Below are 25,348 nucleotides of genomic sequence, written 5' to 3' on the forward strand. Positions count from 1 at the left end.
CATTTTCTTGTTTTCTCCACCACAGATTACACACATGAACACAGATTATTTATATTCAACTGAAAAAAAATGGAACGATGTGTGCTCTCTTGAAAACAAAAAAATTCCCTTACTACACAACATGTTGTAGCAAGGGAATCACAATCTAAATATTTCTCAAACAATAAATATTCTTTTAATCTGTGTTCATCCGTGCAATCTGTGGTGAACTCTTATTTCAACTTAGCCAATGCTTCTTTGATACGACGGATAGCCTCTACGATATTTTCATCGCTTGTAGCATAACTCATACGGATACATTCAGGAGCACCGAAAGAGGCACCACCTACACAAGCCACGTGAGCTTCTTCAAGCAAGTACATTGCCAAATCATCTGAATCTGCAATCTTACGTTCGCCGTTGCTCTTTCCAAAGAAAGCATCGCATTTCGGAAACAGATAGAAAGCACCTTGCGGAACGTTTACCTCAAATCCCGGAATTTCCTTAGCCAACTTCACAATCAGGTCACGACGGCGTTGGAATGCTTTCTGCATTTCTTTTACCGGTTCTTGTGTTCCTGTATATGCAACTTCAGCCGCTTTTTGAGAAACAGAACAAGGACCTGAAGTGTACTGACCTTGCAACTTGTTGCAAGCTTTTACAATCCATTCCGGTCCGGCAATGAACCCGATTCTCCATCCTGTCATAGCGTAAGCCTTGGATACACCGTTTACAATCACTGTACGTTCCTTCATCTCTGGGAACTGAGCGATACTCTGATGCGCACCGATATAATTGATATGTTCGTAAATCTCGTCAGCGATTACTATCACCTGCGGATGTTTAGCCAATACAGCTGACAATCCAGCCAATTCTTCTTTCGTGTATACAGAACCTGTCGGATTAGACGGAGAACAAAGAATCAATGCTTTCGTCTTCGGGGTGATAGCCGCTTCCAGCTGTTCAGGAGTAATCTTGAAATCTTGTTCGATACCTGCCGAAACAATTACGGGAGTACCTTCTGCCATTTTCACCATTTCCGGGTAGCTTACCCAGTAAGGAGCCGGTACGATGACTTCGTCACCCGGATTTACCAATACAAGAATTGTATTACAAACAGATTGTTTGGCACCGTTGGCACACGAAATTTGAGCGGCTGTATATTCCAGACCGTTTTCTTTTTTCAGTTTCTCAACAATAGCATTGCGCAAAGCCGGATAACCCGGTACCGGAGAGTAACGAGAAAAGTTATCATCTATGGCTTTTTTCGCAGCTTCCTTGATGTGATCAGGAGTATTAAAATCCGGTTCTCCTACACTTAAGTTAATAACATCAATACCCTGTGCCTTGAGCTCGCTGCTCTTTTGCGACATGGCAAGCGTCGCCGATGGCGACAAGCTGTTCAAGCGATCTGACAATTGATTCATTTTGTATCTATTTTATTATTATTGAGTGAAAATCGTTGCAAAATAAGCGATAACATTTGATATATGAAAACAAATTAATGATTTACTTATTAAAATGCAAAGTATGTCCCATTCTTTCTTTCTTTGTTCGCAAGTATCGTTCATTATACGGATTAGGGACTGTTTCAACAGGTACATTTTCTACTATCTCCAATCCGTATGCTTCCAAGCCAACACGTTTCACCGGATTATTTGTCAAAAGTCTCATTTTGTGTACTCCCAGCTCACGAAGGATTTGTGCGCCTACTCCATAATCGCGTTCGTCGGCAAGGTGTCCCAAACAAATATTAGCGTCAACGGTATCCATACCGTCTTCCTGCAGTTTATAGGCTTTCATCTTTTCCATCAGACCGATGCCGCGTCCTTCCTGATTGAGGTAAATCACCACCCCTTTTCCTTCTTTTTCGATCATTTCCATCGCTTTATGCAGCTGCTCGCCACAGTCACAACGCTGTGAGCCAAGAATATCTCCGGTAGCACAAGAGGAGTGGACGCGTACCAAGATAGGTTCGTCTTCATTCCATGTTCCTTTAAATATAGCCATGTGCTCCAATCCGTTTGATTTCTGGCGGAAAGGAATCAGACGGAACTTTCCGTGTTCGGTAGGCATATCTACTTCTACTCCTTTTTCTACAATGGATTCCTGTTTCAGGCGATAAACGATCAGGTCACGGATAGAAATCAATTTCAATCCGTATTGGTCTGCCATCTGACGGAGTTCGGGCAAACGTGCCATTGTTCCGTCTTCACTCATGATTTCCATCAAGGCACCTGCGGGGTAAAGTCCTGCCAGACGAGCCATATCAATCGTAGCTTCTGTATGTCCGGCACGGCGAAGTACTCCTTTTTCTTGCGCATACAACGGATTGATATGTCCGGGACGTCCGAAAGTAGCCGGTGTAGAAGTCGGATCGGCCAACGCCTGAATAGTAGCGGCACGGTCGGAAGCGGAAACACCTGTTGTGCAGCCTTCCAGTTTGTCGATAGTAACCGTGAAAGGAGTTCCCAACACGGAAGTATTGTCACTTACTTGATGTGGTAAGTCCAACTCCTTGCAACGAGACACTGTGACAGGTGCACAAAGTACGCCACGTGCATGTTTCAACATAAAATTTACTTTTTCGGGAGTTATTTTTTCAGCTGCAATAATCAAGTCGCCTTCGTTTTCGCGGTCTTCATCATCCACTACTATGACAAACTTGCCTTCTTTGAAGTCGGCAATCGCATCTTCTATTCTATCCATTTTAATAGTCTCTTTCATAACGCTTATTTATTGATTTTCTGTATGATGAATTGAATTTGTTCATTGTTCTTTATAATCCGTTCCATGTCCTTAGCCAGACGAACGCGGAACGTCCAAATGCGGAAATAGAAAAACAAACCGATAGGGAAAATGACTCCGGCTGCCAGATTCAACCAATATATATGAAACGGGCGCACGTGAGCCGAAACGGAGATAACCGGATAATTGTTTAATGCACCGATCAAAGTGGCAGATTTCGTATTGGACATTTCTTCAACCAACGCTTCCAGCTTTTCATTGATTGCCATCACCTCGTTATCATCCTCACTCGCCATCCATAGCTTAAAGTAATTCGGTGCTTTTTCCAATCGTTTCCTGGTGGCATACGTTTTACACTCTGCCGAGAGTTGTTCCAAATCACCCATCAGACGTGCGTAATCAGGATCATGGATAATCACTTCTTTCTTAAATATATGGCGCACACTACGAATTCCCACAATCTTTTTAAACCAGTTGATATAGGCATCTGCATTAAGCACCACAGAGTCTTTATTCGATTTATAAGTAAGGAAGATTCCTAACGGGGCAAGGACTGCGCTACTTGTCCACATCCCCATCCAAACAACCCACTTACCGTCGCGGGCCATTTTATATCCTGTATTATCAATGATATAGTAAATGATAAATACCAACACTGACACGATGACCGGCATTCCCAAACCTCCTTTGCGGATAATACCACCCAACGGAGCTCCGATGAAGAAGAACAGCAGACAAGAAAGTGAAATCGTTATCTTCTTATGCCATTCCGTCTTATGTTTTCGGATACTATAATCATTGTTCTCCATGGTGAATTTCTTGAACCCAAGATCGCTGGCCACGTTCTCCGCACGACTGACAGCAGAAGAAATCACCTTCTGTTTCTGCGTTAAAGAGGCTACTTCGTAAAGACTATCTACATTATATTCATGGATATCCGCCTTTTCTATTTTGACCGTATCTTCTTTTGTCAATCCATAAGAAGGACGGAAAGTTCCTTCTGACACTTCCTTGTAATACTGTCGTCCGATACTGTCACCCACAACCGTCATCGAGTCAATGGAACTCTGCAACTTCGCCATGTCTTTAGCACTGGACTGCTTGCCCATAATCTCACCATCAACCATATTGAAATCGGAATTAAACTCGATAATGGTATGTTTTTCCCTGAATTCCTCGCGTCGATAAGGCACATTCTCCGATTTCATACTTTGGGCTTTCAGATTCTCGAATAAATCTCCGCTATACAAATGTAGCCAAAGGTGCTGTTTATCCGCGGTCATCTCCAAACGCCCGGAATCAGCATATATGATACGTGCTTTCTCAAAGCCATCTTTCATACTATAAATCAGCACATCATATAGCATACCGGTCTTCCGGTTCTTCTTAGCTACCTTTAAATTATAGTCCTTGATTTCAGAATAGAAAACTCCTTCCGGAATGTCCAACTCCGGAGATTTTTGTTTCATCGAAAGGATCAGGGTTCCCAGTTTAGCCTGGGCGATAGGACCTACTACATTTTGGAAATAGAATGAGACGCCGACAATCCCGCAAACGAAGAAAGCAAGCGGACGCATGATTTTAAGGAGAGAAATACCTGCGGCTTTCATCGCGAGCAATTCATAACGCTCACCAAAGTTACCGAAAGTAATCAAAGAAGCCAGTAGCACTGCCAATGGCAACGATACTGGCACTAATGTCAACGCGGAATAAAAGAAGAATTGAGCCATTACGCTCATCTCCAACCCCTTTCCAACCAATTCGTCTACATATCTCCACAGGAACTGCATCATGAATATGAACAGACAGATGAAGAATGTACCAATAAAGAGCATCAAAAAACTCTTTACGATGAATATATCTAATTTCTTTATGCGTAGCATCTTAATAGGTTCGTGCAATTAGGATGCAAAATTAGCACAAAAAAAGGAGCATCGAAAATTTTTAGTTGAAAGTTAACTAAAAACCACAAGTTCTTCTTAATTTAGCTACTTGTGACTCCCACAATTCTTTCATATCATCCACTTCGTCCGGCTCTGCGAAATCAGTTATTTCCAGCACATAATCACTAGTCAGCTCATTATAAGTCATCTTGATTTCAAAATAATCGCGTTCGTTTTCATCATCCAGCCAACGGAAGCGGATAAAAGAGAAAGAGCGGATGGCTGTAATCTCTGCTTTCCTCAGCTCTGTCTTCCCCCAATGGAACTCTACTATTTTATCGTCAGAAATAACTTTGTCGGCAAACCAATCCTCCAACCCAGTCGGTGTACTTATAGCTGACCAAAGAATATTTTTAGACGTTGCATTCAGCAAATACTCTAAATGAATCTTTTCCTTTTTCATAGCAATTTCGAATTATTTTACGTGTACCAAGATAAATACTTTTTTCTAAATACATCGCATAAATCAGACACTTTATTTTATTATTCTCTCATTATCGGGCCTCAAGTTCCCTGTTTATAGGGGAAATTGAGGGCCTTCTTACAGAAAAAACACAAAAAAGTTATGAATTGTTTTGGAGATTATAAAAAAACATCTATCTTTGCACCCGCAATCGAGAAACGATGGCGGGATAGCTCAGCTGGTTAGAGCGCATGATTCATAATCATGAGGTCCCCGGTTCAATCCCGGGTCCCGCTACTAAGCCGAAAGGCTTGCGAATTAGGCAATTAGGAGGCTTCCACTCTTGGTTGTCTTTTTTTGTTTATAAGGGCATTTGCACAGATTTTGCACGAATTTCGATGTAAAGGCGGATCAGGGGGCACCGGATAAATCTCCGACTCCCCCGTTATCGGGGGGAGAGCAACCTTCTAGAAGGAGGAGAAGCTATGCAGAGCACTTGCGAGACTTGAAGTACCATAATATGCCCGCAGTTTTTTCAGGCTGACCCGCAGGGTTTTCAGACTGACCCGCAGGGCTTTCAGACTGACCTGTTTGTTTCCATCCGATGCCGTTCTTGGTTAAATGGGCTCAACCGCGCTGTAATTATGCTTCAATGCAGTCAACAATCACTGGCGGGAGAAAGTTTTCCGACAGGCGCCCCGTTCTGTTAACGGATGCAAACGCAATAGAAGAGAGTTTGTCCGCATTTTTAAAAACGTAACAAGCCACCCGTTGATTTACATCATTTAACAATCAAGCATCAAAATCCGCTTTATCATCGCTTCATGAAGCATTCATTTTCGTTTCTTCACGGATATTAAGTAAATATTTATTCAATTTTAGAACGAAGAGGGAACGAAGAGGAAACGAAGGGGATACGAAGGGGATACGGAGAAGTGACGAAAAAGCAGCGGAGAAGCGAGGAAAAGACAAAAAAGCGGAATCTTCGGGAAGGCTCCGGAAGGAGCTTGTTTTTTCGTTTTTTTATCAGTCTGTTAACCAAGATTAAGCGTCCGGAGTGAACCGCCGAATGGAAAACCTTGGGGTTCGTATATGGTATGTCACTCTAAAGTAAATAAAGAATTTACACCCATGTAAATCATATATCAATCAGATTACACATCCGTCAAGTTCAATGTGGCAAGGTTCAGCATATACAAAAAAATAGCCTCAACTTATAAAAAATTGAGGCTATCGAAATATCACTTAAAAAGTTTGTCTATTCCCATTCTATAGTCGCGTTAGGTTTCGGCGACATATCATAACAAACGCGATTTACATTCTTCACTTCTTTCAGGATACGGTCTGTTATCTTCATCAGGATAGGCCATTCTATCGGTTCGATAGTAGCCGTCATAGCATCTACCGTGTTGACAGCGCGAATAATCACCGGCCAATCAAAAGAACGGGCATTATCACGCACACCAACCGATTTAAAATCGGGTACTACCGTAAAGTATTGCCATACCTTTTTATCCAATCCGGCAATCCGAAACTCTTCACGCAAAATAGCATCGGACTCACGTACAGCCTCCAAACGCTCACGCGTTATAGCACCTAAACAACGTACGCCCAAACCTGGACCAGGGAAAGGTTGACGGTAGACCATCTCATAAGGCAATCCCAACTCCAAGCCACAAGCACGAACTTCATCTTTAAATAATTGGCGCAACGGCTCTACAAGCTCGAATTTAAGGTCTTCAGGCAGACCACCTACGTTATGGTGAGACTTCACCATTTTAGCAGTTTTCGTTCCACTTTCCACAATATCCGGATAAATAGTCCCTTGCCCCAAGAAGTCAATACCATTCAGCTTACGCGCTTCTTCTTCGAACACACGAATAAACTCACCACCAATAATTTTACGTTTCTGTTCCGGATCTTCCACACCTGCCAGCTTATTCAGGAAACGATCGGTTACATCTACATAAATAAGATTTGCTTTCAACTGGTTGCTGAATACCTCAACCACATCTTCTGACTCTCCCTTACGCATCAAACCATGATTAACATGTACGCAAACCAGCTTGTTGCCAATTGCCTTCTAAACTCCTAATGCACGGATGGAGCGAGCCAACACCGTATTCTCATGACTACCCAAGTCAAGGATAACAATCATATCCTGCTTCATCTGATTTTGGTTGTTTTTTAAGTTATCGTATTGTTTATTATTCACTATCGTTTCCAAACGGCCTGCAAATATAAAGATTTTTAGAGAGACTATAATGCATTGATTCTCTAAAGTTTCAGAACAGAGTCGCGTTTTTGGGTGTTATATTATTCCAATGAAAAAAAATGAAGTTATACAGACAAGTAAAAAGAAAAAAGAAGCATTCACAAACACTATAGAGTTTGAAAGACTTCTTTTATCCTAGATATTTTATACATTTGCTGCATAAAACATAATATTCCACCATGAACGAAGAGAAAAGTTCCTTTATAAAAGGCATAAATGAACAACACCCAACCGCTTATCATCAGCTTTATAATGAGTATTATAAAGCATTGGTGTTGTATGCCATCAACTTTCTCTCTTCCCAACAAGCTGCCGAAGATATCGTACAGGATCTTTTTGCAACTATGTGGGAAAAGAAAATGAGATTCTTATCATTACCTTCTTTCCGGACTTATCTTTATAATTCTATACGAAACGCCTCTCTTAATTATTTAAAACATCAGAATGTAGAATCTCTCTACCTTGAACGCTTGGCAAGCACTTATCGAGAAATCACAGAAGAAGAAGATACCAACGAAGAAGAAGTATACCGGCTACTATTTCGTGCTATCGATAAATTGCCAACACGCTGCCGGGAAATATTCCTATTGCACATGGATGGAAAAAAGAATGAAGAAATAGCTACTGCACTAGGAATTTCGATCGAAACAGTAAAGACACAAAAGAAAAGAGCTATACAATCTATCAAAGAACAGATGGGCACATGCTACTTCTTGCTCCACTTATGTGACATTTTGTATAGTTCGAAGTTTTTTTCGTAACCAAAATAATCTTTTTTAGAAAGTTTGTACCTCCTTTTAATCTTCATGTTGTCTTATTAGCAAATAAGACAACATGAAAATATATGAAAATTAAATCTGGTACAGAGGAATTAATAGCCAAATATCTCTTCGGTGATATTACAGAGCACGAAAAAAAACAACTTGACAATTGGATCAAAACCTCTCCACAACACGAAGAGCTTTTCAACCGTTTACGAACAAGCACATCATTTCGTAAGCGCTACGAAGCATATACACACATTAACTCACATCAGGCATGGAAACATTTCAAAAAGAAATATTGCCAAGTATCAGTCACATCAATTCTCCTAAAATATGCAGCTATTTTAATATTACCTATAATAATAACAGCAGGAGGATGGTACTTTTATACTGCTTCTGAAAAACAAATATCTGACAATCCAGCCTTAGGAGATGCCATACAGCCAGGAATTCCTAAAGCTACATTAATTTTAGCCGGGAATGACAAGCAATCACTTACCCCAACATATCCTACACCAGTTAAAGTTAATCATTCCACAACTGCTATAGCTCAAAATGGTGCGCTCATCTATCCATCAACACCCAATACAAATATAGATATACCTCAAAAACAGCAGCCTGAAACGGTAGAAAAAAACACATTAACAACCGAACAGGGAAACGAATTCAGAGTAACCTTTGAAGATGGAACAACCGTACACCTCAATTATAATACAGAAATACGGTATCCTGTAAAGTTTAACAAGTCTAAACGCATGGTTTACCTAAAGGGGGAAGCCTATTTTAAAATAGCCAAAGATGCTCGTCCTTTCTACGTTGTCACTGACCAAGGAATAATCAAACAGTATGGTACAGAATTTAATGTTAATACATTCACCCCTGGACGAACAGAAGTCGCATTAGTGAAAGGGAGTATCAGTATTATTCTTCAAGAAAGTACACAAGAACAACTCATAGAGCCGGGCCAACTGGCACACATTGAACAGGAAGGTAACAATATATCTATATACAATGTAGATCTCACTCCCTACATAGCATGGAATGAAGGACGACTTATTTTCGAGAATCGTACTTTAGAAAATATTGTCGAAATTCTAGAACATTGGTATAATGTTAATATTTCTTTTAGCACTTCCGAGCTTAAACAACTGCGATTTACCGGTAATATGGATCGTTATGCCACAATCAGCCCGATATTAAAAGCAATAGCACGTACTACGAATTTACAAATAGAAATAGAAGGAAGAGAGATTTTAATCACAGACAATTAATTACTAATTAAACAAGAAGAAAGAATGAGAAAGACAAAAAGTAGAGAAAGAATCCGAATACTTTCTCTGGTAGTAGTATTATCACTATTACCCACAGTGCTGTTTGCCATTCCAGAAAGTGGCAAAAAAGTAACTTTAAATCTGGAATCTGTCACTGTCAAAGATTTTTTTGAAGCTTTAAGACAACAAACCGGATTAAGCTTTGTCTACAATACAGAACAGACAAAGTCACTGAAACCCATCACTATCCATGTAAAAGATGAAACAGTGGATAACGTACTACGTACTGTGCTTAATGGTACAGGACTTACTTATAGTATGGAAAGAGATATTGTTACCATCTCTAAAGTGGAACAACAAGGGGATAAACGTTCCGCAACCGGTATTGTATCAGATGAAGAAGGATACCCCCTGCCTGGTGTTAATGTTGTGATTAGTGATCTTCAACGATTTGCCATAACCGACAACAATGGTAAATATAATATAGAGATTCCAACTAATACCGCATGTACTATCACCTTTTCATATATCGGTATGTCCACTCAGCAAGTAATGATTAATAGCGGTCGGAATGATGTACGAAAAAATATTACTCTAAAAAGTGATACCAAATTAGATGAGGTTATCGTTACTGGAATTTATACTCGTAAAGCGGAAAGTTTTACTGGAGCAGCAACTACTATTTCGAGCAAAGATCTGATGCGTGTCGGAAACCAGAATGTGTTCCAAAGTTTGAAAAATCTGGATCCTACAATATACATTGCAGATAATTTTGATATGGGCTCCAATCCCAATAGTGTTCCGGATATGTCAATGCGTGGAACTTCCAGTTTTCCAACGACAGAAAGCAGTTCTTTGCGCAGCAACTATCAAAATCAACCTAATCAACCCTTATTCATTCTTGATGGTTTTGAAACAACTGCCGAAACTGTGATGGATATGGATATGAATCGCATTGAAAGTATCACAATCTTAAAAGATGCCTCTGCTAAAGCATTATATGGATCAAAAGCAGCCAATGGCGTTATTGTAATTGAAACCAAACGGTTGGCAGGAAATGAACAACGCATCACTTATAATGGAAGTCTTTCGTTTGAAATGCCTGATTTAACAAGCTATGATTTATGCAATGCACTGGAAAAACTTGAAGCAGAACGTTTAGACGGAGTATATAGAAGTAGTAGCACCAATACACAAATCCAATTAGATCAATTATATAATGGACGACGAAAACTTGCATTAGAAGGATTAGATACATACTGGTTATCCAAGCCACTTCACACTGGCATAGGACATAAACATAACCTAAATATAGAATTAGGCGATTCCCAAAATTTACGTGCAATCTTAGACCTTACTTATAATCAGATTACTGGGGTTATGAAGGGATCTGACCGCCGCAATATATCGGGTGATATAAATTTATCATACAGACATAACAAACTATTACTAAAGAATATCCTATCAATCATATCTAACAAAAGTAATGAGTCCCCCTATGGAGAATTTAGCGAATATTCCAGAATGAATCCATATTGGCAAGCAACTGATGAAAATGGGAATATAGTTCAATGGGTAGAACAAATTGGCTCAACATCAACCAAAGTAGCTAACCCTATGTATAATTCTATTATCGGAACCTGCTTTACTTCCAGTTATTTACAATTCACCAATAATTTTTATGCAGAATGGCAAGTTGATAAAAATTGGAAAGCAACAGCACGTATAGGAGTCTCTGAAAAACGAAATGATATGGATGATTTCTATCCCGCCTCACATTCCATTTTTGCAAATGTTAATGATATACTTAAGCGTGGTAAGTATATTATGGAAAATGGTAAATCCAGTTCTATTTCCGGAGACTTGAATATAAACTATAATAATCAATTTGGTAAACATACTATCTTTGGAAATGCCGGTGCCTTTATCTCCGGAGAAAAATCATCGGCATATCGACACACGGCAGAAGGTTTCCCCAATAATCAGAAGGCAGATATTTCATTCGCAAAACAATATGCAGAAAACAGTACCCCTACTGGTTATTCCACAATTAACCGTGAAGCCAGCTTCCTATTAGCCGCTTCGTATGATTATGACAATCGTTATTTAGCCGATGCAACTGTGCGGGAAAGTGCATCTTCCTTATACGGTTCAGATAACCGTTGGGCCAATAGCTGGTCTTTTGGTATTGGATGGAACCTGCACAATGAAGCCATCTTGAAAGGTGTTGGATGGATTAAACAGTTAAAACTTCGGGCCTCAATTGGTTTGACTGGAAATCAAAACTTTGATACCAACGCAGCAATTGCTACATATAATTATTACACAGGCGTCGTATATGGAGGCTTAGCTGGCAAATTTACAGGAGCTTATTTAGCTTCCATGCCTAACTCCAAATTAAAATGGGAACAGAAAAAGGATCATAATATAGGAATCGATATGAGAGTTGCCGGATTATCCCTTTCTGTTGACTATTACTCAGCAGATACCAAAAATATGTTAACCGATGTAACAATCCCAACTTCTACAGGATTCGCAATAGTAAAAGATAATTTAGGATTGGTACGTAATTCTGGAGTTGAAGCTAAAGCTAATTATACAATATGGCAAGGAAAAGAAGGTTTTGTAAATGTATATGGAACATTTGCCTATAACCGAAATAAAATAATTCGTTTGTCAGAGAGTATGCGGGCTTATAATGAAAAAATGATGAAACAAGCAGAAGATAATAATACCTCTGCACCTGTATTAATGTATCAAGACGGATTATCTATGAAAACAATATGGGCAGTCCCTTCAGCCGGTATTGATCCGCAAACCGGACAGGAAACATACATTAAAAAAGATGGTACCTACACTTATACTTATTCAGCCAATGATATGGTCGCTGCTGGTAACTCCGATCCTAAGTATCGTGGTACAGGCGGTTTCACAGCCGAGTATAAAGGTATCGGATTAAGCGCTACTATAAGTTATCTTGCTGGTTGTCAAATGTATAATTCAACCCTCGTCAGTCGGGTGGAAAATGCAAATATTGCTTACAATGTGGATCGCCGATTGCTAATTGGTCGTTGGACTACTCCCGGACAAGTAACACCATACAAGAAATTTAACTCTAAAACAACCACACGTGCTACCACTCGCTTTGTACAGGATCGACGTGAATTATCACTCTCTTCCATCAGTGCATATTATGAGTTTCCCAGTTCCATTTATAAGAAATTAAGTATGCAACGCCTGCGTTTATCATTCTATTTAAATGATATTGTAACGTTCTCTTCTATAAAAATAGAACGAGGTTTAAATTATCCTTTCGCAAGAAATATGTCGTTCTCATTAACAGCCACTCTCTAAATTTTATAAAGATGAAAAAATACATATTAATCCTATTAACGTCCGTAGTAACATTATCCTCTTGCAGCGACTGGTTCGATGTTACTTCAGGGTCTGAAATTCGAGAAAAAGATCATTATAGCACTTTAGCCGGATTCCAACAATCTTTAATAGGTTGTTATATTAGCATGACAGACAATGCCCTTTATGGTAAAGAATTATCCTGGTATGCAATTGAAATATTAGGTCATCAATTTAATCCTGTGACTTCCAATTCAAGTAATAGTAGAGAAATGCAAGAATATGAAAAATTCAATTACGACCACACACAAATATTCTCGGACATCGAAAATATCTGGGCTAAAGCATATTCTGTAATAACCAATGCCAATGAAGCATTAACTAATATGGAAGGACAGGAGGCAAGTCTGAATGAAGTCTATTATCATGTTATCAAAGGAGAACTTCTTGCCATTCGTGCGTATATGCATTTTGATCTGTTGCGCCTGTATGGATATGGCGATTGGAAAAACCGTTCCGCAGAATTAAATTCTAAGAAAACGATTCCATATGTAACAACCTTATCATCGATACCAACTCCTCAACGTACAGGAAAGGAGACACTTCAAATGATTATCAACGATTTGGAAGCAGCAGAAAAATTTTTGAAAGAATACGACCCTATCACAAAAAAACATCCGGCTTCTTATTACACAAGTATAGATGCAGATGGTTTCTTTAAAGATAGAACTTTACGACTCAATTATTATGCAGTCAAAGCACTGGAAGCACGTGTATATTTATGGGAAGGCAGTAAAGAAAGCATAGACAAAGCTTTAAATGCCGCTGAAGAAATAATCAAAGCGATCGGTGATAATGGGATTGTTATGGACGATATGTATACTTACTCCTACCTGTTACCGGAAATTTCTCAATCCAACCGTTCTTTAGCATCCGAAGCTTTATTTAGCCTAGATGTTTCAGACGTTACATCCAAAATAACCTCATATATAATCCCCAACTTCGTCAACACAGACTATACGGCTATGTATATATCTCCGACAGATGTTGAAAGTATATATGAAGGCATAAATTCAGATGTTCGTTTCACACGAATGTTGGATCAAACCCAAGGTGATTCCAGAGGATATGTCCCTATGAAAATTCATCAAGCAAGCTTGGATGCATTCAATAAGAACCGCTTGTCTCTAATACGCTTGCCTGAAATATTCTATATTGCTGCAGAATGCTATGCAACAAGTGCAACCCCAAATCTTGACATGGCATTACAAAGGCTAAATAAGATTCGCGAAAACAGAGGTATCAGCACCCCTCTTGAAAATCTAAATGCAGATCAAATCATAAAAGAAATACAAAAAGAATATCACAAAGAATTCATTTCCGAAGGTGTCATGTTCTATTACTATAAGCGAACAGGCTGTAAATCCATTCCTAATTATAGTGAAGAGATGACAGATACGCAATATTTATTGCCTTATCCTACCTTCGAAATACAATCCGGTCGTGTACAATAAACAATATTAATATGAAAAAAATAGTTATAAAATCAGTCTTAGCGATAAGCTGTTTCTCTTTATGCCTCATTAGTTGCGGCAAGGAAGAAATACCATATTTTGACAGTCAATATAATGCTGTCAGATTCAATTCTACGAATGAGTACGATGCAGAAACGGACATATTTAAAGGGAATTATTCTTTTCTGGAGAATCCCTTTGATGAATATGGTGAATATGAATTGCCTTTAGTTCTGGTCGGAAATGTATCGGCAGAAGACCGTACTGTGAATTATGTAATCAATGTGGAGGAAACCACCGCCCCCGAAAACAGTTATGAAATAACTGCTGCAGTGATTCCCGCAAATAGTTTAAAAGGAACAATAAAAATAAGGCTGTTTAATACTGATGAAATACAAAATGGAGCATCATATAAACTTTATATCCAGCTAAAGGAGTCATCAACTCTAGGGTTAGGACCTAAAGAATATATCACAGCAACGTTAAGTTGGAACAGCAATATCATTGCCCCTCCGGCAACTGAACGATATTTATGGATGACATATAATTCACTAATAAAATCATCTCTAGCTCCAACCTCTTCTTCTACAACGGCTTATAGTTCCAATGCTTTAAAAACAATTGTAACAGCTTTAGACTGGGATGATTGGGACGATATGACTGCGCATCCTGACCAGCCACAGAGACCAACATATTTTACATATAAATATCTCGCCAATTATAGATTATTCGTAACCGACAAATCATATGAAGCTTATGCTGCAAAATTAGCGGATTATCTAAAAAAGTATCAGAAAGAACATCCCGATGCCCCCCTAGTTCATAACGAAGGTAATTTGAAAGGACAAATTATAGAAGCCAGAACATATTAATTTATATAATTCTATAAAATTATGAAGAAAAATAATATAACTCAATTAATAATATTATTGCTGCCTAATATTCTCTGGTTTACTTCTTGTTATGAGGATAAAAGTTCATTTGTAACAAACCTTATTCCAGAAGTACAAATTAGTATAAACGATAAAAATCAAGAAAATTCAATATACGTAGGTTATCAATCTCCTGTCGATATTGTACCATCTATTACCCAAGATGGTTTTGATGGTTCTAATTTGCGCTATGAATGGGCTGTAACCGAGGAACCCTCAACTAGCAATCCTGTTTATGAAATTATTGGTACAGAAAAAGACTTTCATGGTATTATAAATCGTCCTATATCAAATGGAGCCTATACGTTAAAATTGACTGTAACAGATGTAGCAAATGATAACTTACAATATATTTATTCTTGGGAATTATATGTACAAAGTAGCTTTCTAGACGGATTGTTAATCGCAGATAGTGAAAACGGAACAACAACAGATTTCACTTTGATTAACAATTCTCAAATAACAAATCAATATACAAAAGAAGAAAGAATATTTCGTCACATACTAGAAACTGCTAATGGAGCAGCATATGATGAATTATTAACTTCATTAACCTATGAGGTGATGGGGAACACAGCAATACTTGGTAGTTCTCACTTAAATCAGATTTGGGCTATTTCTTCCACAGGAAAAAGCATTCGTTTCAACTGTGAGGACTATTCAATAAACGGGACATGGGAAGATGAAAAAATATTTTTATATTGCCCCACCGATTTCCAAATAAAATCTTATATTCGTTCTTCACAACTTTTCATCGCTTATACAAATAATGGACTATATTCATTCTTAAACGTAGCAGGTAATAAATTCTCTATGCCTAATTCTGTTTTTAATGGATTTGAAATCAATAACAATGTATATGCAGCAAATTCTTCATATAGTATTGGTGACAATCATTTAGTATGGTTAGATAAACCCAAAGGTGCCTTTTATTCCTTAAATGGCACGAGTTATAACACATGTACTCCGTATATCTCAAATCCAGATTTCGATCCTAATGACATGGGGAGTCAAACAGCTATTGCCGCAACAAGTTCTCAAGATGGCTCATTGGCCACTTTCTTACTTAAAGACGATAATAGTGGAAATTATGCTATTTACACTTTAAGCCAATATAAAGCAGAAGAAGGACATTATGAAGATCCTGATAATTGGGAGGGATGGATTGTGACTTCACCAGAACAACCAGCAGCTGCAAAAAACAAATATATTATTCCAGCGGCAGGCAAAAACTTATTAGACAAAGCTGTATCTATTTTCTTCGGACATACAAATAATGTATTATATGTAGTAACAGATGCAGCTATATATTCATTCACATATGGTATGGGAAATGAAGTATCTGTCTCCACCACCTCACAGTTTACCCCCAGTAACGGAGAAAAAATCACAAAAGCCAAGCTATATCAACAAGGACAATACACTAATCAATTAGATGTAATGACTGGTAATCCACCAACTATTTCCCCCAATGCATGGAATAACAAAGCCCTCATTATTGTGACACAATCCGCAGAATTTAACGGAAAAGTTTCAATAGTTCCGATGAAACAGGCCGGTGCAGGTACCTTGGACGTATCCCAAGCACTTGTTTATGATGGTTTTGGCAAAATTCTAGATGTAACGACAACAGGATATTAATCTAATTTCATAAAAATACATTAAGAACTGATATGAGAAAAAAAATCCTCTTACTTGCAGCAATGGTGGTAGCTTCGTCTACCACCATTGACGCACAGCGCAAATTTCCATTCTTCTGGAAAAAAAAGAAGGCAAAAATGGAACAAACAACTCCTGCTAAAAAGGAAAGTGAATATGATAAACTCTTTAAGAAGAAGCATGAAACAGCCAAAGGGCTGATTACCCTCCATCTGCTGGATGGAAAAGTATATTTTGAACTTCCTGTGGATTTAATCAATAAAGATATGCTTATTGGATCCACTGTGACCAGCATCTCTGATAATGGTAATGCCGTGGTCGGTTCCAAACCAACCGATCTACTCCATGTCATGTTTACACGCAATAAAACACATGTACAGTTACGCCAGGTAAACACTGACTATATTACTGGTAACACACAAATTGATGAAGCTTTACGCAAAAGTACACTAGGAGCAATTATTAGCAACCAGAAAATTCAAGCATATAATAATGACTCAACGGCTATCGTATTCGATATGACCGGAGTTTTCTTAAGCGACAACAAAAAAATGAGTCCGTTCGATCGCAATTCAATTTATGGAATGTATAATCGTACAGAAAATTATCAATCCGACTGCTCGTACATTTCACAAATCAAGGCTTTCAAAGATAATGTTTCTATTAAAAGCTGTCTGTCATATACATTCTCTGTCAGCAATTCACAAGGGACATCACTCATAAAAGACCGTCCATTCACCGCAGAAATGACACGTTCCATCATGCTGTTAAAAGAAACACCTTACCGTCCACGTATGGCAGATTACCGGATCGGTGTATTCTTTACCGGACGCGAACAACTAGGCGAAGGAGCTAAAACGACCGCACCCGTTTACTATGCCAATCGATGGGATATACAACCGTCTGACACCGCCGCCTACCTACGTGGTGAGAAAGTGAAACCCACTAAACAGATTGTCTTCTACATCGATAATACTTTCCCGGAAAAATGGAAACCATATCTGCGGGAAGGAGTCACCCAATGGAATGAATTATTTGAACAGATTGGATTCAAAGATGTTGTAGCAGCCAAAGATTTCCCGACAGATGATCCGGAATTCGATCCCGACAATATCAAATATTCATGTGTCCGCTATGCTCCATCAAGCATTGAAAATGCAATGGGACCATCATGGGTAGACCCACGAAGCGGAGAAATCCTGAATGCCTCCGTATATCTATATCACAATGTCATCAAACTTATCAGCAATTGGTTGTTCGTTCAAACAGCACAAGCCGATAAAGATGTACGCACAGTCAATATTCCGGATGAAATGGTTGGAGATGCGTTGCGCTATGTACTTTCACATGAAATCGGACACTGTTTAGGATTTATGCACAACATGGGAGCTTCTTCCACCTTCCCGGTAGATTCTTTACGTTCACCGGAATTCACGCAGAAGTATGGTACCACTCCTTCCATCATGGACTATGCCCGCTTCAATTATGTAGCACAACCTGGCGATAAAGAACGTGGCGTTAAATTGACTCCTCCCCGCTTTGGTGAATACGACAAATACCTCATTAAATGGACGTATACTCCGGTATTCAATGTTAATTCTGCAGAGGAAGAAGCAATTATAACAAGCAAATGGATCAGTGATGCCATTAAAGAAAATCCTATGTACCGATATGGAAAACAACAAGTATATGGAGTTGTTGATCCCCGTTCACAAACGGAAGATATTGGTGACAACTCTGTGAAAGCAACTCAATATGGCATCAAGAACCTTAAGTATATCATGAATAATCTGGAAAGTTGGATTTCCGAAGGTGACGATACATACGAATACCGTGAAGATTTATTTATTGGTATCGTAGAACAACTTGCAATGTATGTTACCCATGTAGCAGGCAATGTAGGCGGCTATTTTGTCAACGAAGTTAAGGAAGGAGACACAATGCCACGTTTTGCACAGATTCCGAAGGCACAACAAAAAGAAGCCCTGAATTACCTATTCGAGATTTATAACGATCTGGATTGGCTTGACAACCAAAACTTGTTAACTAAATTCCCGGTTTCCGGTTCCCCTAAACAAACTATTCAAAACTTCATGTTAAGATATATACTGCCTGTACCTTTCCAGGTATCACAATACGAAGGATTAGAAAAAGATTCATTTACTGCTACCGAGGCTTTCAACATGATATACAATTTTGTATGGAAACCGACCATTTCCGGACGTACATTAACAGAATCCCAAATGAATCTCCAGAAACAATATATATACATGATGATGCAAACTGCCGGCTTCACAATCAAAGGAGCCGGGAAAGCATTGGCCGGAGAAAAACCACTTGACATCAATCACCGCCAGTTCGGATATACTTGTTGCCAGGGACATACTATCAAAGAGGACGTTATACACAACCCTGTAGCAGGTTTTGAATGGAAACCGTTGAATCGTTTTTCTATGACAGCCAAAGTTACTCAGGCAGATGTATACGCATATATAGCTAAAGCGAAACAACTGATGAAGCAAAAGGCAGCCAGTGCACCAGGGAAGACTAAAGCTCACTATGAATTATTATTAAAGATGCTCGACATCAACTTAAAATAAGGGAGGGACAAAAGATGAAAAAATTATTTTTATGGTTAATACCAATTTTGTTGATTATCGGATCAGCAAATGAAGCCAATGCCCGCTCCAAAAAGAAAAAAGGAAAAGCAAAAACCGAACAACAGACTGACAGTGTTCAAAAGAAAAAAAAGAGTGTCTACGACAAGCTTTTCAAAGATAAGAAGAAACATACAGTCAATAAAGGGACAATCACAGTTCATCAGTACGAGGATAAGATTTATCTGGAACTACCGGTTGAATTAATGGGACGGGATTTTTTAGTAAACTCTGCCATCACTACTGCAAGTGACATTTCACTGGCAGGCACAAAAGCTGCTCAAAGCAGGTATCTGATTATTGATAAAACCGATTCATTAATATTATTCCGAGATCCGAAATACAATGTTCGTCTCAACGAACAAGATGATAATCAAGAAGCGGCTTTTGCATTATCTCGTAGTAATGCTATTTACAAAGCATTTCCAATTGAAGGATACACCAGCGATTCAACGGCTGTTGTATTTAATGCCACTTCCTATTTCTCTTGTTCCAATAAAGATGTACTCAATCTTAGCGGACGCAGCTATGGAGGTATGCTCACAATTGTAAGCGCTTCCCCTCAAAGCAAAACATCTTTTGTAGACTCTGCAGACGCATTCGACAATTGTATCAGTATCACCCAAAACTGTACCGCAAAGTTGAGCATCAGCATCATGGGATTCGTCTCCAAAGAACAACCGGAATTAACCATGTCGGTGCAAACAACCCTGGCCCTACTGTCGAAAGAAAATATGAACACCCGCGAAGCCAATCCACGTGTAGGGACAGGTTATATCTCATACACAGACTATCGTAATGAAAAACGTTTCAAGAAAGGATATTATGTAACACGGCGTAATATAACGACGCAACAACCTGTTGTCTTCTACATCGACACTCTGATTCAAGATAGCTGGGTAAAAGCCATCCAAAAAAGTGCAGATGAATGGAATATAATATTTGAAGACTTAGGAATAGGAAAACCAATCATTATAAAACCGTATGAGAAAGATTCAACTTTCCGTGCTAATAACCCAATGATAAATACGATTGCTTTCCTAAATAACAATAATTCGGAAGTCACCGCATACAATATCACTGACTTACGCACTGGAGAAATCTTAAGTAGCAAGATAGGAGTACCACGCGACCTTGCCGTCAGCGTACGTCGCAATGGAGTATACCAAATGGCAGAGATTGATCCGCGCTTCCGGACTTATTACATTGCCGACAAGGTGATCTGTGAGAATCTGACAGCACGTATGCTAAAAGCATTTGGTCTTAGTCTGGGATTGGCAACTAATTTAGCTGGTTCTGCAGCATATTCTCCTGAAGAACTGCGTTCACCCGAATTTACTCAAAAATATGGTATCACAGCTTCAGTCATGGACAACGTACTATATAATTATCTGGCACAGCCCGGTGATAAAGAAAAAGGAGTGGCATTAATTGTCAATAAACCGGGTGTATGCGACGCATTTACGCTTAAATATCTGTATGCCGCCACCAGTGAAAATGAATCAGACACCTTGAAGAAATGGGCTATGGAACACGATGGAGATCCACGCTACTTCTATGGAAAGCGTTCACCAGCTTATGCTACAGACCCGCGTTGTCAGAACCATGATTTAGGTAATGATCCGATAGCCTCTTTAGATGCACAAATCGCTCATGTGAAATATGTAGTTAAAAATAGTCCTGCCTGGTTTCACGATGATAATATCCCCAATGATTATCGGGAGCTATTTCCTGATTTTGTGATTATTGAATTAATCAATAAAACACTGTCACCTGTATCTTCTTATATCGGAGGCATTTATATCAATGAAGCCAACGAAAAAAGCAATGTACCTTCCTATCAACCGGTATCGGCAGATATGCAAAGGAAAGTCGTACAAAAGATACTCAGCACCTTCTATGATTTAAGTTGGCTAGACTCTAATAAAGATTTTTTGCGTTTAGGTGGTGTCAATCCTGATATGTCAACATGGATTTACAATAACGGGTATCCGATGATGTCTTTAATGTTTCGTTTGATGCGTATGGGACTGAGCGTAGAGAAATCAACTAAATCATATACCCAGGAAGCATATTTGAATGATATAGAGAAACAATTATTCAAAGAAACTTTAAATGGGAAACCTTTAAGTGCTCCAATGATTGCACAACTGTCTGTATATATCAGTTCTTTGAAAGGAATGTGTCCGACATTAAAAGCTATTGATAAGGCTATATCAACAAGAGCGGCTTCTATTGCTCTCAACGAGCAAACTAATCATAAGTTACAAGAATTAGGATTACTGACAACTTTAGCCCCTATATCTGCAACAGAAAAACAATCTGGTATGGAACCTATGACTTCTGTTAATTTTTACTCCGGTACAGATATCGAAGCCATTTGCTATGATAAGTTGAAAAGTGCACGCCGCTATTTGATACAAGCTCGTTCTTTGGCTAGTAATGATATTGAACGTGGAAAATGCGATTATTTGATAGCAATGATTGACAGGGTAATCTGACCATTCCCCCTGCATTCATGATATTTACCTAAAATAAGAAGTTTAGTGATAGCAAAATATGTAACAATTTAAGAAATTCATATTATGGAACATATTATTTTATTTGTGCTTACCACAACAATGTATACATTCGCACAAGAGCCCGTCTCTTCCCCAATAATTAAGGGAAAAAGCAAGAAAGAGTTGGAAGCCGAAAGGTTGTAAATTTCTTCTTAGAGAAAGATCTGGAGACAATCCTCAATAAATAACAATCAAGCTATCACTAAATTTTTATCAAATTAAAACATGAAAAAAGCGACAATTTATATTTCATTATTATTCATAGCCTTGACCATGAATGCTCAAGATAAAACAAATGAGCTATCGGGATTTATTATACACAAACAAGAAAATGGATCTAATGGTTCATTAGACGGTGCCAATATCTTTTTGATCTATGCAAAAGACACACTGAAAACAACAAGCATAAATGGAGTATTCCGTTTCAAACCCATAAAAACAGGAAAAGCAAAACTCATTATCACTGCAATAGGGTGTCGGAAAATCGAAAAAGAATTAGATATAATAGCCGGAAAGAATCCTAATCTTTACATAGAGATTTTGGACGAATCCATCCAACTAGAAGAAGTCACCATCAAGGGCAGAATCCCCATTGTGACCCAGAATGGAGACACGCTAATATTCAACCCGAAGGCAGTCAACGTACAAGAAGGAGATGTCGCTATGAATATAGTCGAGCAACTTCCCGGAACAGAGACTGACGACCATTCCGTGAAAATCATGGGAAAACAAGTAACCAAAACTTATATAGACGGCAAACTAATATTCGGAAGTGACCCAATGGCAGCACTAAAGAATCTTTCTGCAACAGATGTATTAAAAATCAAGGCTTATGATGAATATGAAAATACGAAAACAAAAAAACTAATGTACAGAGGAGATCTCACCAGAGTGCTCAACATAGAAACTAAAAGCAAACTCATCAGTTCATGGAAGGCACATCTATTGGCTAGTGCAGGCAGCAACCTAGATTCAACGAACGACAAAGGAAAGTTCCGTAAAGGACTCGGATTCACAGCAAACTTTTTCTCCGAGAAATTTTTACTCACAAGTAATGTGTTTCACAATAATATCAACCGGAAATCAAATAATATCAAAGATGTTCTTTCTATTTCCGATCCGGGTAGTACATACAACGAAACGACTTATGCAGATCTGGCTACGGAACGCTCATGGGACACAGAAAATGGAACATACGGTACATTCAGAGCATTTTACACTTTCGGATATAATCGCGATAATACAAATACACGATCCGAACAACATTATTTTCCTGACAACAATTATCAGCAGCGCCTTTATGAAGAACAAAATAGCAACAGCGATAAAAAACAAAATCACTATTCCGAATTTTCTTTCTCCAATTCAAATGACAAATGGGGAGAATTCCGTTGGAACCAGCTTATAACATATAACAACAACAAAGATTGGCAATCGCTTTACATCTATAATGAAGAAAACAATCTTCAAACATCGAAAAGCCTGATGCATTACGATAATCTAAATAAGAATTTTCATGTGAAGGAAGATGTCAGTTATGTCAACAGTATTACCGACAGAATCGGATATACATTAGAAAGTTCAGTAGATATAAATAAAGGCAAAGATCATTCATTACGGATAGACACATTAGAAAGTTCGACAACACAAACTTATCTGACTATTCCATCAAAACTCCGCAATACGGAGTGGAACGGCAATGCGCAACTAATATATATACTGAATCCAAAAAATGACACCCAAATATCTCTTGACTATTCCGTTAAATACGAAAACGGATGGAAACACCAATTCGCCTGGAATATGTTGAGCCCCACAAATCCACAAACAGACGAAGCCAATACATATAGTTATAAAGTAAATAACCTGACACAAAAACAGGAAGTTTCATTTCACTTTTTTCCCTTTAAAAACACAAGTTGTGACATTTCAGCCGGACTGAAGGAAACTACACTTAAGCGGAAAGAAAAAGAAATGGACAACTACCGTAAAACATTCATCTCTCCAGCAGTAGCAATATCTTTTGTGCATACAGATATAACAAATTCATGGAGTGCCGCTTACAGACTGCATAATTTTGTACCAAACATAGTGCAGTTACGCCCACAAATAGATAATAGCAATCCTTACACGCTGCGCAGTGGCAATCCCAACTTAAAACAATCATATCTACATTCGTTCCTCTTCAATTGCAATCGTATGTTAGGAAAACATAACCACACCATAGGTGTTATTATCAATGCCTCCATCCGCCAACACTCTCCTGTTGCAAAGACAACCTATTACAATGCCGAAACTTATCTACCGGAATTGCAATACACAGCACCTGCACACAGTTCTCTAATTAGTTTTGAAAACGTAAAAGGGTATTGGGGCATAAAAGGCAAACTGATATGGCAGGCTCCTATACGTAATATAAAATCCAAATATGCCTTATCTACCGGATTCAACTACGAACATAACCCATATTATATAGGAGAAAATAAGACTACAACACGTACCTATGATCCATCGCTCGAACATTTTCTACTCTGTAATCTAACTAAAAGATTAAAAATAACAATCAGTGCCAATACCCATTATGTACATAGTATCAATACTGAAAATTATACAAGTAAAACATTCTATCAAACGGCAGGAGCAACATTTGATATAAGCCAAATATGTAAATACTTCTATCTAAGTAGTCATTATAATTTCATTTTCAGCCATGATTATGGAATCAATAAAGAGATTAACCGCAATCACACCCTACACTTGAACATAGGCTGTAAAGTGTTAAATCGCAAAGGAGATATTAGTATTACCGCATATGATCTACTAAATAGTCATCGGACTTTCAACAGCCAAATGTATTCCAACTACATTCAAAACACGTGGTCAAATTATTATGGACGGTTTTTCACCATAAATTTTACTTATCGGTTTGGTAAAGTGAAATCGAGCTACGAAGGTATTACAAACGACGGAAGCATACGCGAATATAGGCCGATGTCCGGCAAAATATGAATCTTATATTAGTTTTCTAATCCTAGAAAACAAGCCATAGAAGCTAAAGATCCTTTCAGTAAAGTGTATAAACGCCGAAATCCCCTTGACTCATTCCTGAACCAAGGGGATTCTTCTTTAAAACGGCGGCTACCTACTCTCCCACTGTTACGCAGTACCATCGGCGTGACGAGGCTTAACTTCTCTGTTCGGAATGGGAAGAGGTGGAACCCTCGTGCTATAACCACCTGAATAAGGTTATGACATGATGAAAAGTAAAATATAAAGTATTATTCGCGA

At 38.5% G+C, this 25,348-nt stretch carries 14 protein-coding genes, 1 tRNA gene, 1 rRNA gene and 1 pseudogene; 10 read left to right on the top strand and 7 right to left on the bottom strand.

The window, feature by feature from the left end; genetic code table 11:
- Window positions 1-212 precede the first annotated feature (212 nt).
- From A4V03_RS14995 to A4V03_RS15010, 4 genes are all read right to left on the bottom strand, one after another.
- A complete protein-coding gene (locus tag A4V03_RS14995; protein WP_024987834.1) occupies window positions 213-1,406 on the bottom strand; it encodes a pyridoxal phosphate-dependent aminotransferase in 1,194 nt (397 codons plus the stop codon).
- 82 nt (window positions 1,407-1,488) lie between these two features.
- Window positions 1,489-2,706 (bottom strand): bifunctional 3,4-dihydroxy-2-butanone-4-phosphate synthase/GTP cyclohydrolase II, encoded by a 1,218-nt coding sequence (locus tag A4V03_RS15000; RefSeq protein ID WP_065539491.1) that lies wholly within the window; start codon window positions 2,704-2,706, stop codon window positions 1,489-1,491.
- 5 nt (window positions 2,707-2,711) lie between these two features.
- Window positions 2,712-4,610: an LptF/LptG family permease gene (locus A4V03_RS15005; protein ID WP_065539492.1), complete on the bottom strand. Its 1,899-nt coding sequence runs from the start codon at window positions 4,608-4,610 to the stop codon at window positions 2,712-2,714.
- Between the two features lie 76 nt (window positions 4,611-4,686).
- Window positions 4,687-5,073 (bottom strand): START-like domain-containing protein, encoded by a 387-nt coding sequence (locus A4V03_RS15010; protein ID WP_065539493.1) that lies wholly within the window; start codon window positions 5,071-5,073, stop codon window positions 4,687-4,689.
- A gap of 223 nt (window positions 5,074-5,296) precedes the next feature.
- On the opposite strand from A4V03_RS15010, the gene A4V03_RS15015 reads away from it, so the two are divergent.
- Window positions 5,297-5,370: transfer RNA gene (locus A4V03_RS15015), tRNA-Met, on the top strand.
- Window positions 5,371-6,331: 961 nt separating this feature from the next.
- Here A4V03_RS15015 and guaA read toward each other — a convergent pair.
- Together guaA and A4V03_RS21340 are read right to left on the bottom strand one after the other, a co-directional pair.
- Window positions 6,332-7,156: pseudogene (guaA, locus tag A4V03_RS15020) on the bottom strand (glutamine-hydrolyzing GMP synthase); the annotation flags it as partial.
- A complete protein-coding gene (locus A4V03_RS21340) occupies window positions 7,157-7,300 on the bottom strand; it encodes a hypothetical protein (protein ID WP_236588620.1) in 144 nt (47 codons plus the stop codon). It lies immediately after the preceding pseudogene.
- A gap of 227 nt (window positions 7,301-7,527) precedes the next feature.
- On the opposite strand from A4V03_RS21340, the gene A4V03_RS15025 reads away from it, so the two are divergent.
- The 9 genes from A4V03_RS15025 to A4V03_RS15065 all read left to right on the top strand — a co-directional run bounded on the left by A4V03_RS15025 (window position 7,528) and on the right by A4V03_RS15065 (window position 25,069).
- The gene (locus A4V03_RS15025; RefSeq protein WP_065539494.1) at window positions 7,528-8,109 is read left to right on the top strand and encodes an RNA polymerase sigma-70 factor; all 582 of its coding nucleotides are present in this window, start codon (window positions 7,528-7,530) and stop codon (window positions 8,107-8,109) included.
- A gap of 83 nt (window positions 8,110-8,192) precedes the next feature.
- Complete coding sequence (locus A4V03_RS15030; RefSeq protein WP_065539495.1) at window positions 8,193-9,383, top strand: FecR family protein; 1,191 nt, start codon at window positions 8,193-8,195, stop codon at window positions 9,381-9,383.
- Window positions 9,384-9,407: 24 nt separating this feature from the next.
- Window positions 9,408-12,737: a SusC/RagA family TonB-linked outer membrane protein gene (locus A4V03_RS15035; protein WP_065539496.1), complete on the top strand. Its 3,330-nt coding sequence runs from the start codon at window positions 9,408-9,410 to the stop codon at window positions 12,735-12,737.
- A gap of 11 nt (window positions 12,738-12,748) precedes the next feature.
- Complete coding sequence (locus tag A4V03_RS15040; RefSeq protein WP_065539497.1) at window positions 12,749-14,251, top strand: RagB/SusD family nutrient uptake outer membrane protein; 1,503 nt, start codon at window positions 12,749-12,751, stop codon at window positions 14,249-14,251.
- A gap of 11 nt (window positions 14,252-14,262) precedes the next feature.
- Window positions 14,263-15,123 (top strand): DUF4843 domain-containing protein, encoded by an 861-nt coding sequence (locus A4V03_RS15045; protein WP_065539498.1) that lies wholly within the window; start codon window positions 14,263-14,265, stop codon window positions 15,121-15,123.
- A gap of 21 nt (window positions 15,124-15,144) precedes the next feature.
- Window positions 15,145-16,824 (top strand): PKD-like family lipoprotein, encoded by a 1,680-nt coding sequence (locus tag A4V03_RS15050; protein WP_065539499.1) that lies wholly within the window; start codon window positions 15,145-15,147, stop codon window positions 16,822-16,824.
- 32 nt (window positions 16,825-16,856) lie between these two features.
- A complete protein-coding gene (locus tag A4V03_RS15055; RefSeq protein ID WP_065539500.1) occupies window positions 16,857-19,442 on the top strand; it encodes a zinc-dependent metalloprotease in 2,586 nt (861 codons plus the stop codon).
- 14 nt (window positions 19,443-19,456) lie between these two features.
- On the top strand, window positions 19,457-22,000 hold the full coding sequence (locus tag A4V03_RS15060; protein ID WP_065539501.1) for a zinc-dependent metalloprotease: 2,544 nt from the start codon (window positions 19,457-19,459) through the stop codon (window positions 21,998-22,000).
- 285 nt (window positions 22,001-22,285) lie between these two features.
- Window positions 22,286-25,069 (top strand): outer membrane beta-barrel protein, encoded by a 2,784-nt coding sequence (locus tag A4V03_RS15065; protein WP_065539502.1) that lies wholly within the window; start codon window positions 22,286-22,288, stop codon window positions 25,067-25,069.
- Window positions 25,070-25,189: 120 nt separating this feature from the next.
- Here the strand turns inward: A4V03_RS15065 and rrf are convergent.
- Window positions 25,190-25,300, bottom strand: a 5S ribosomal RNA gene (rrf, locus tag A4V03_RS15070).
- Window positions 25,301-25,348 lie beyond the last annotated feature (48 nt).

This window comes from Bacteroides caecimuris, from assembly GCF_001688725.2.
Taxonomy (GTDB): Bacteria; Bacteroidota; Bacteroidia; order Bacteroidales; family Bacteroidaceae; genus Bacteroides; species Bacteroides caecimuris.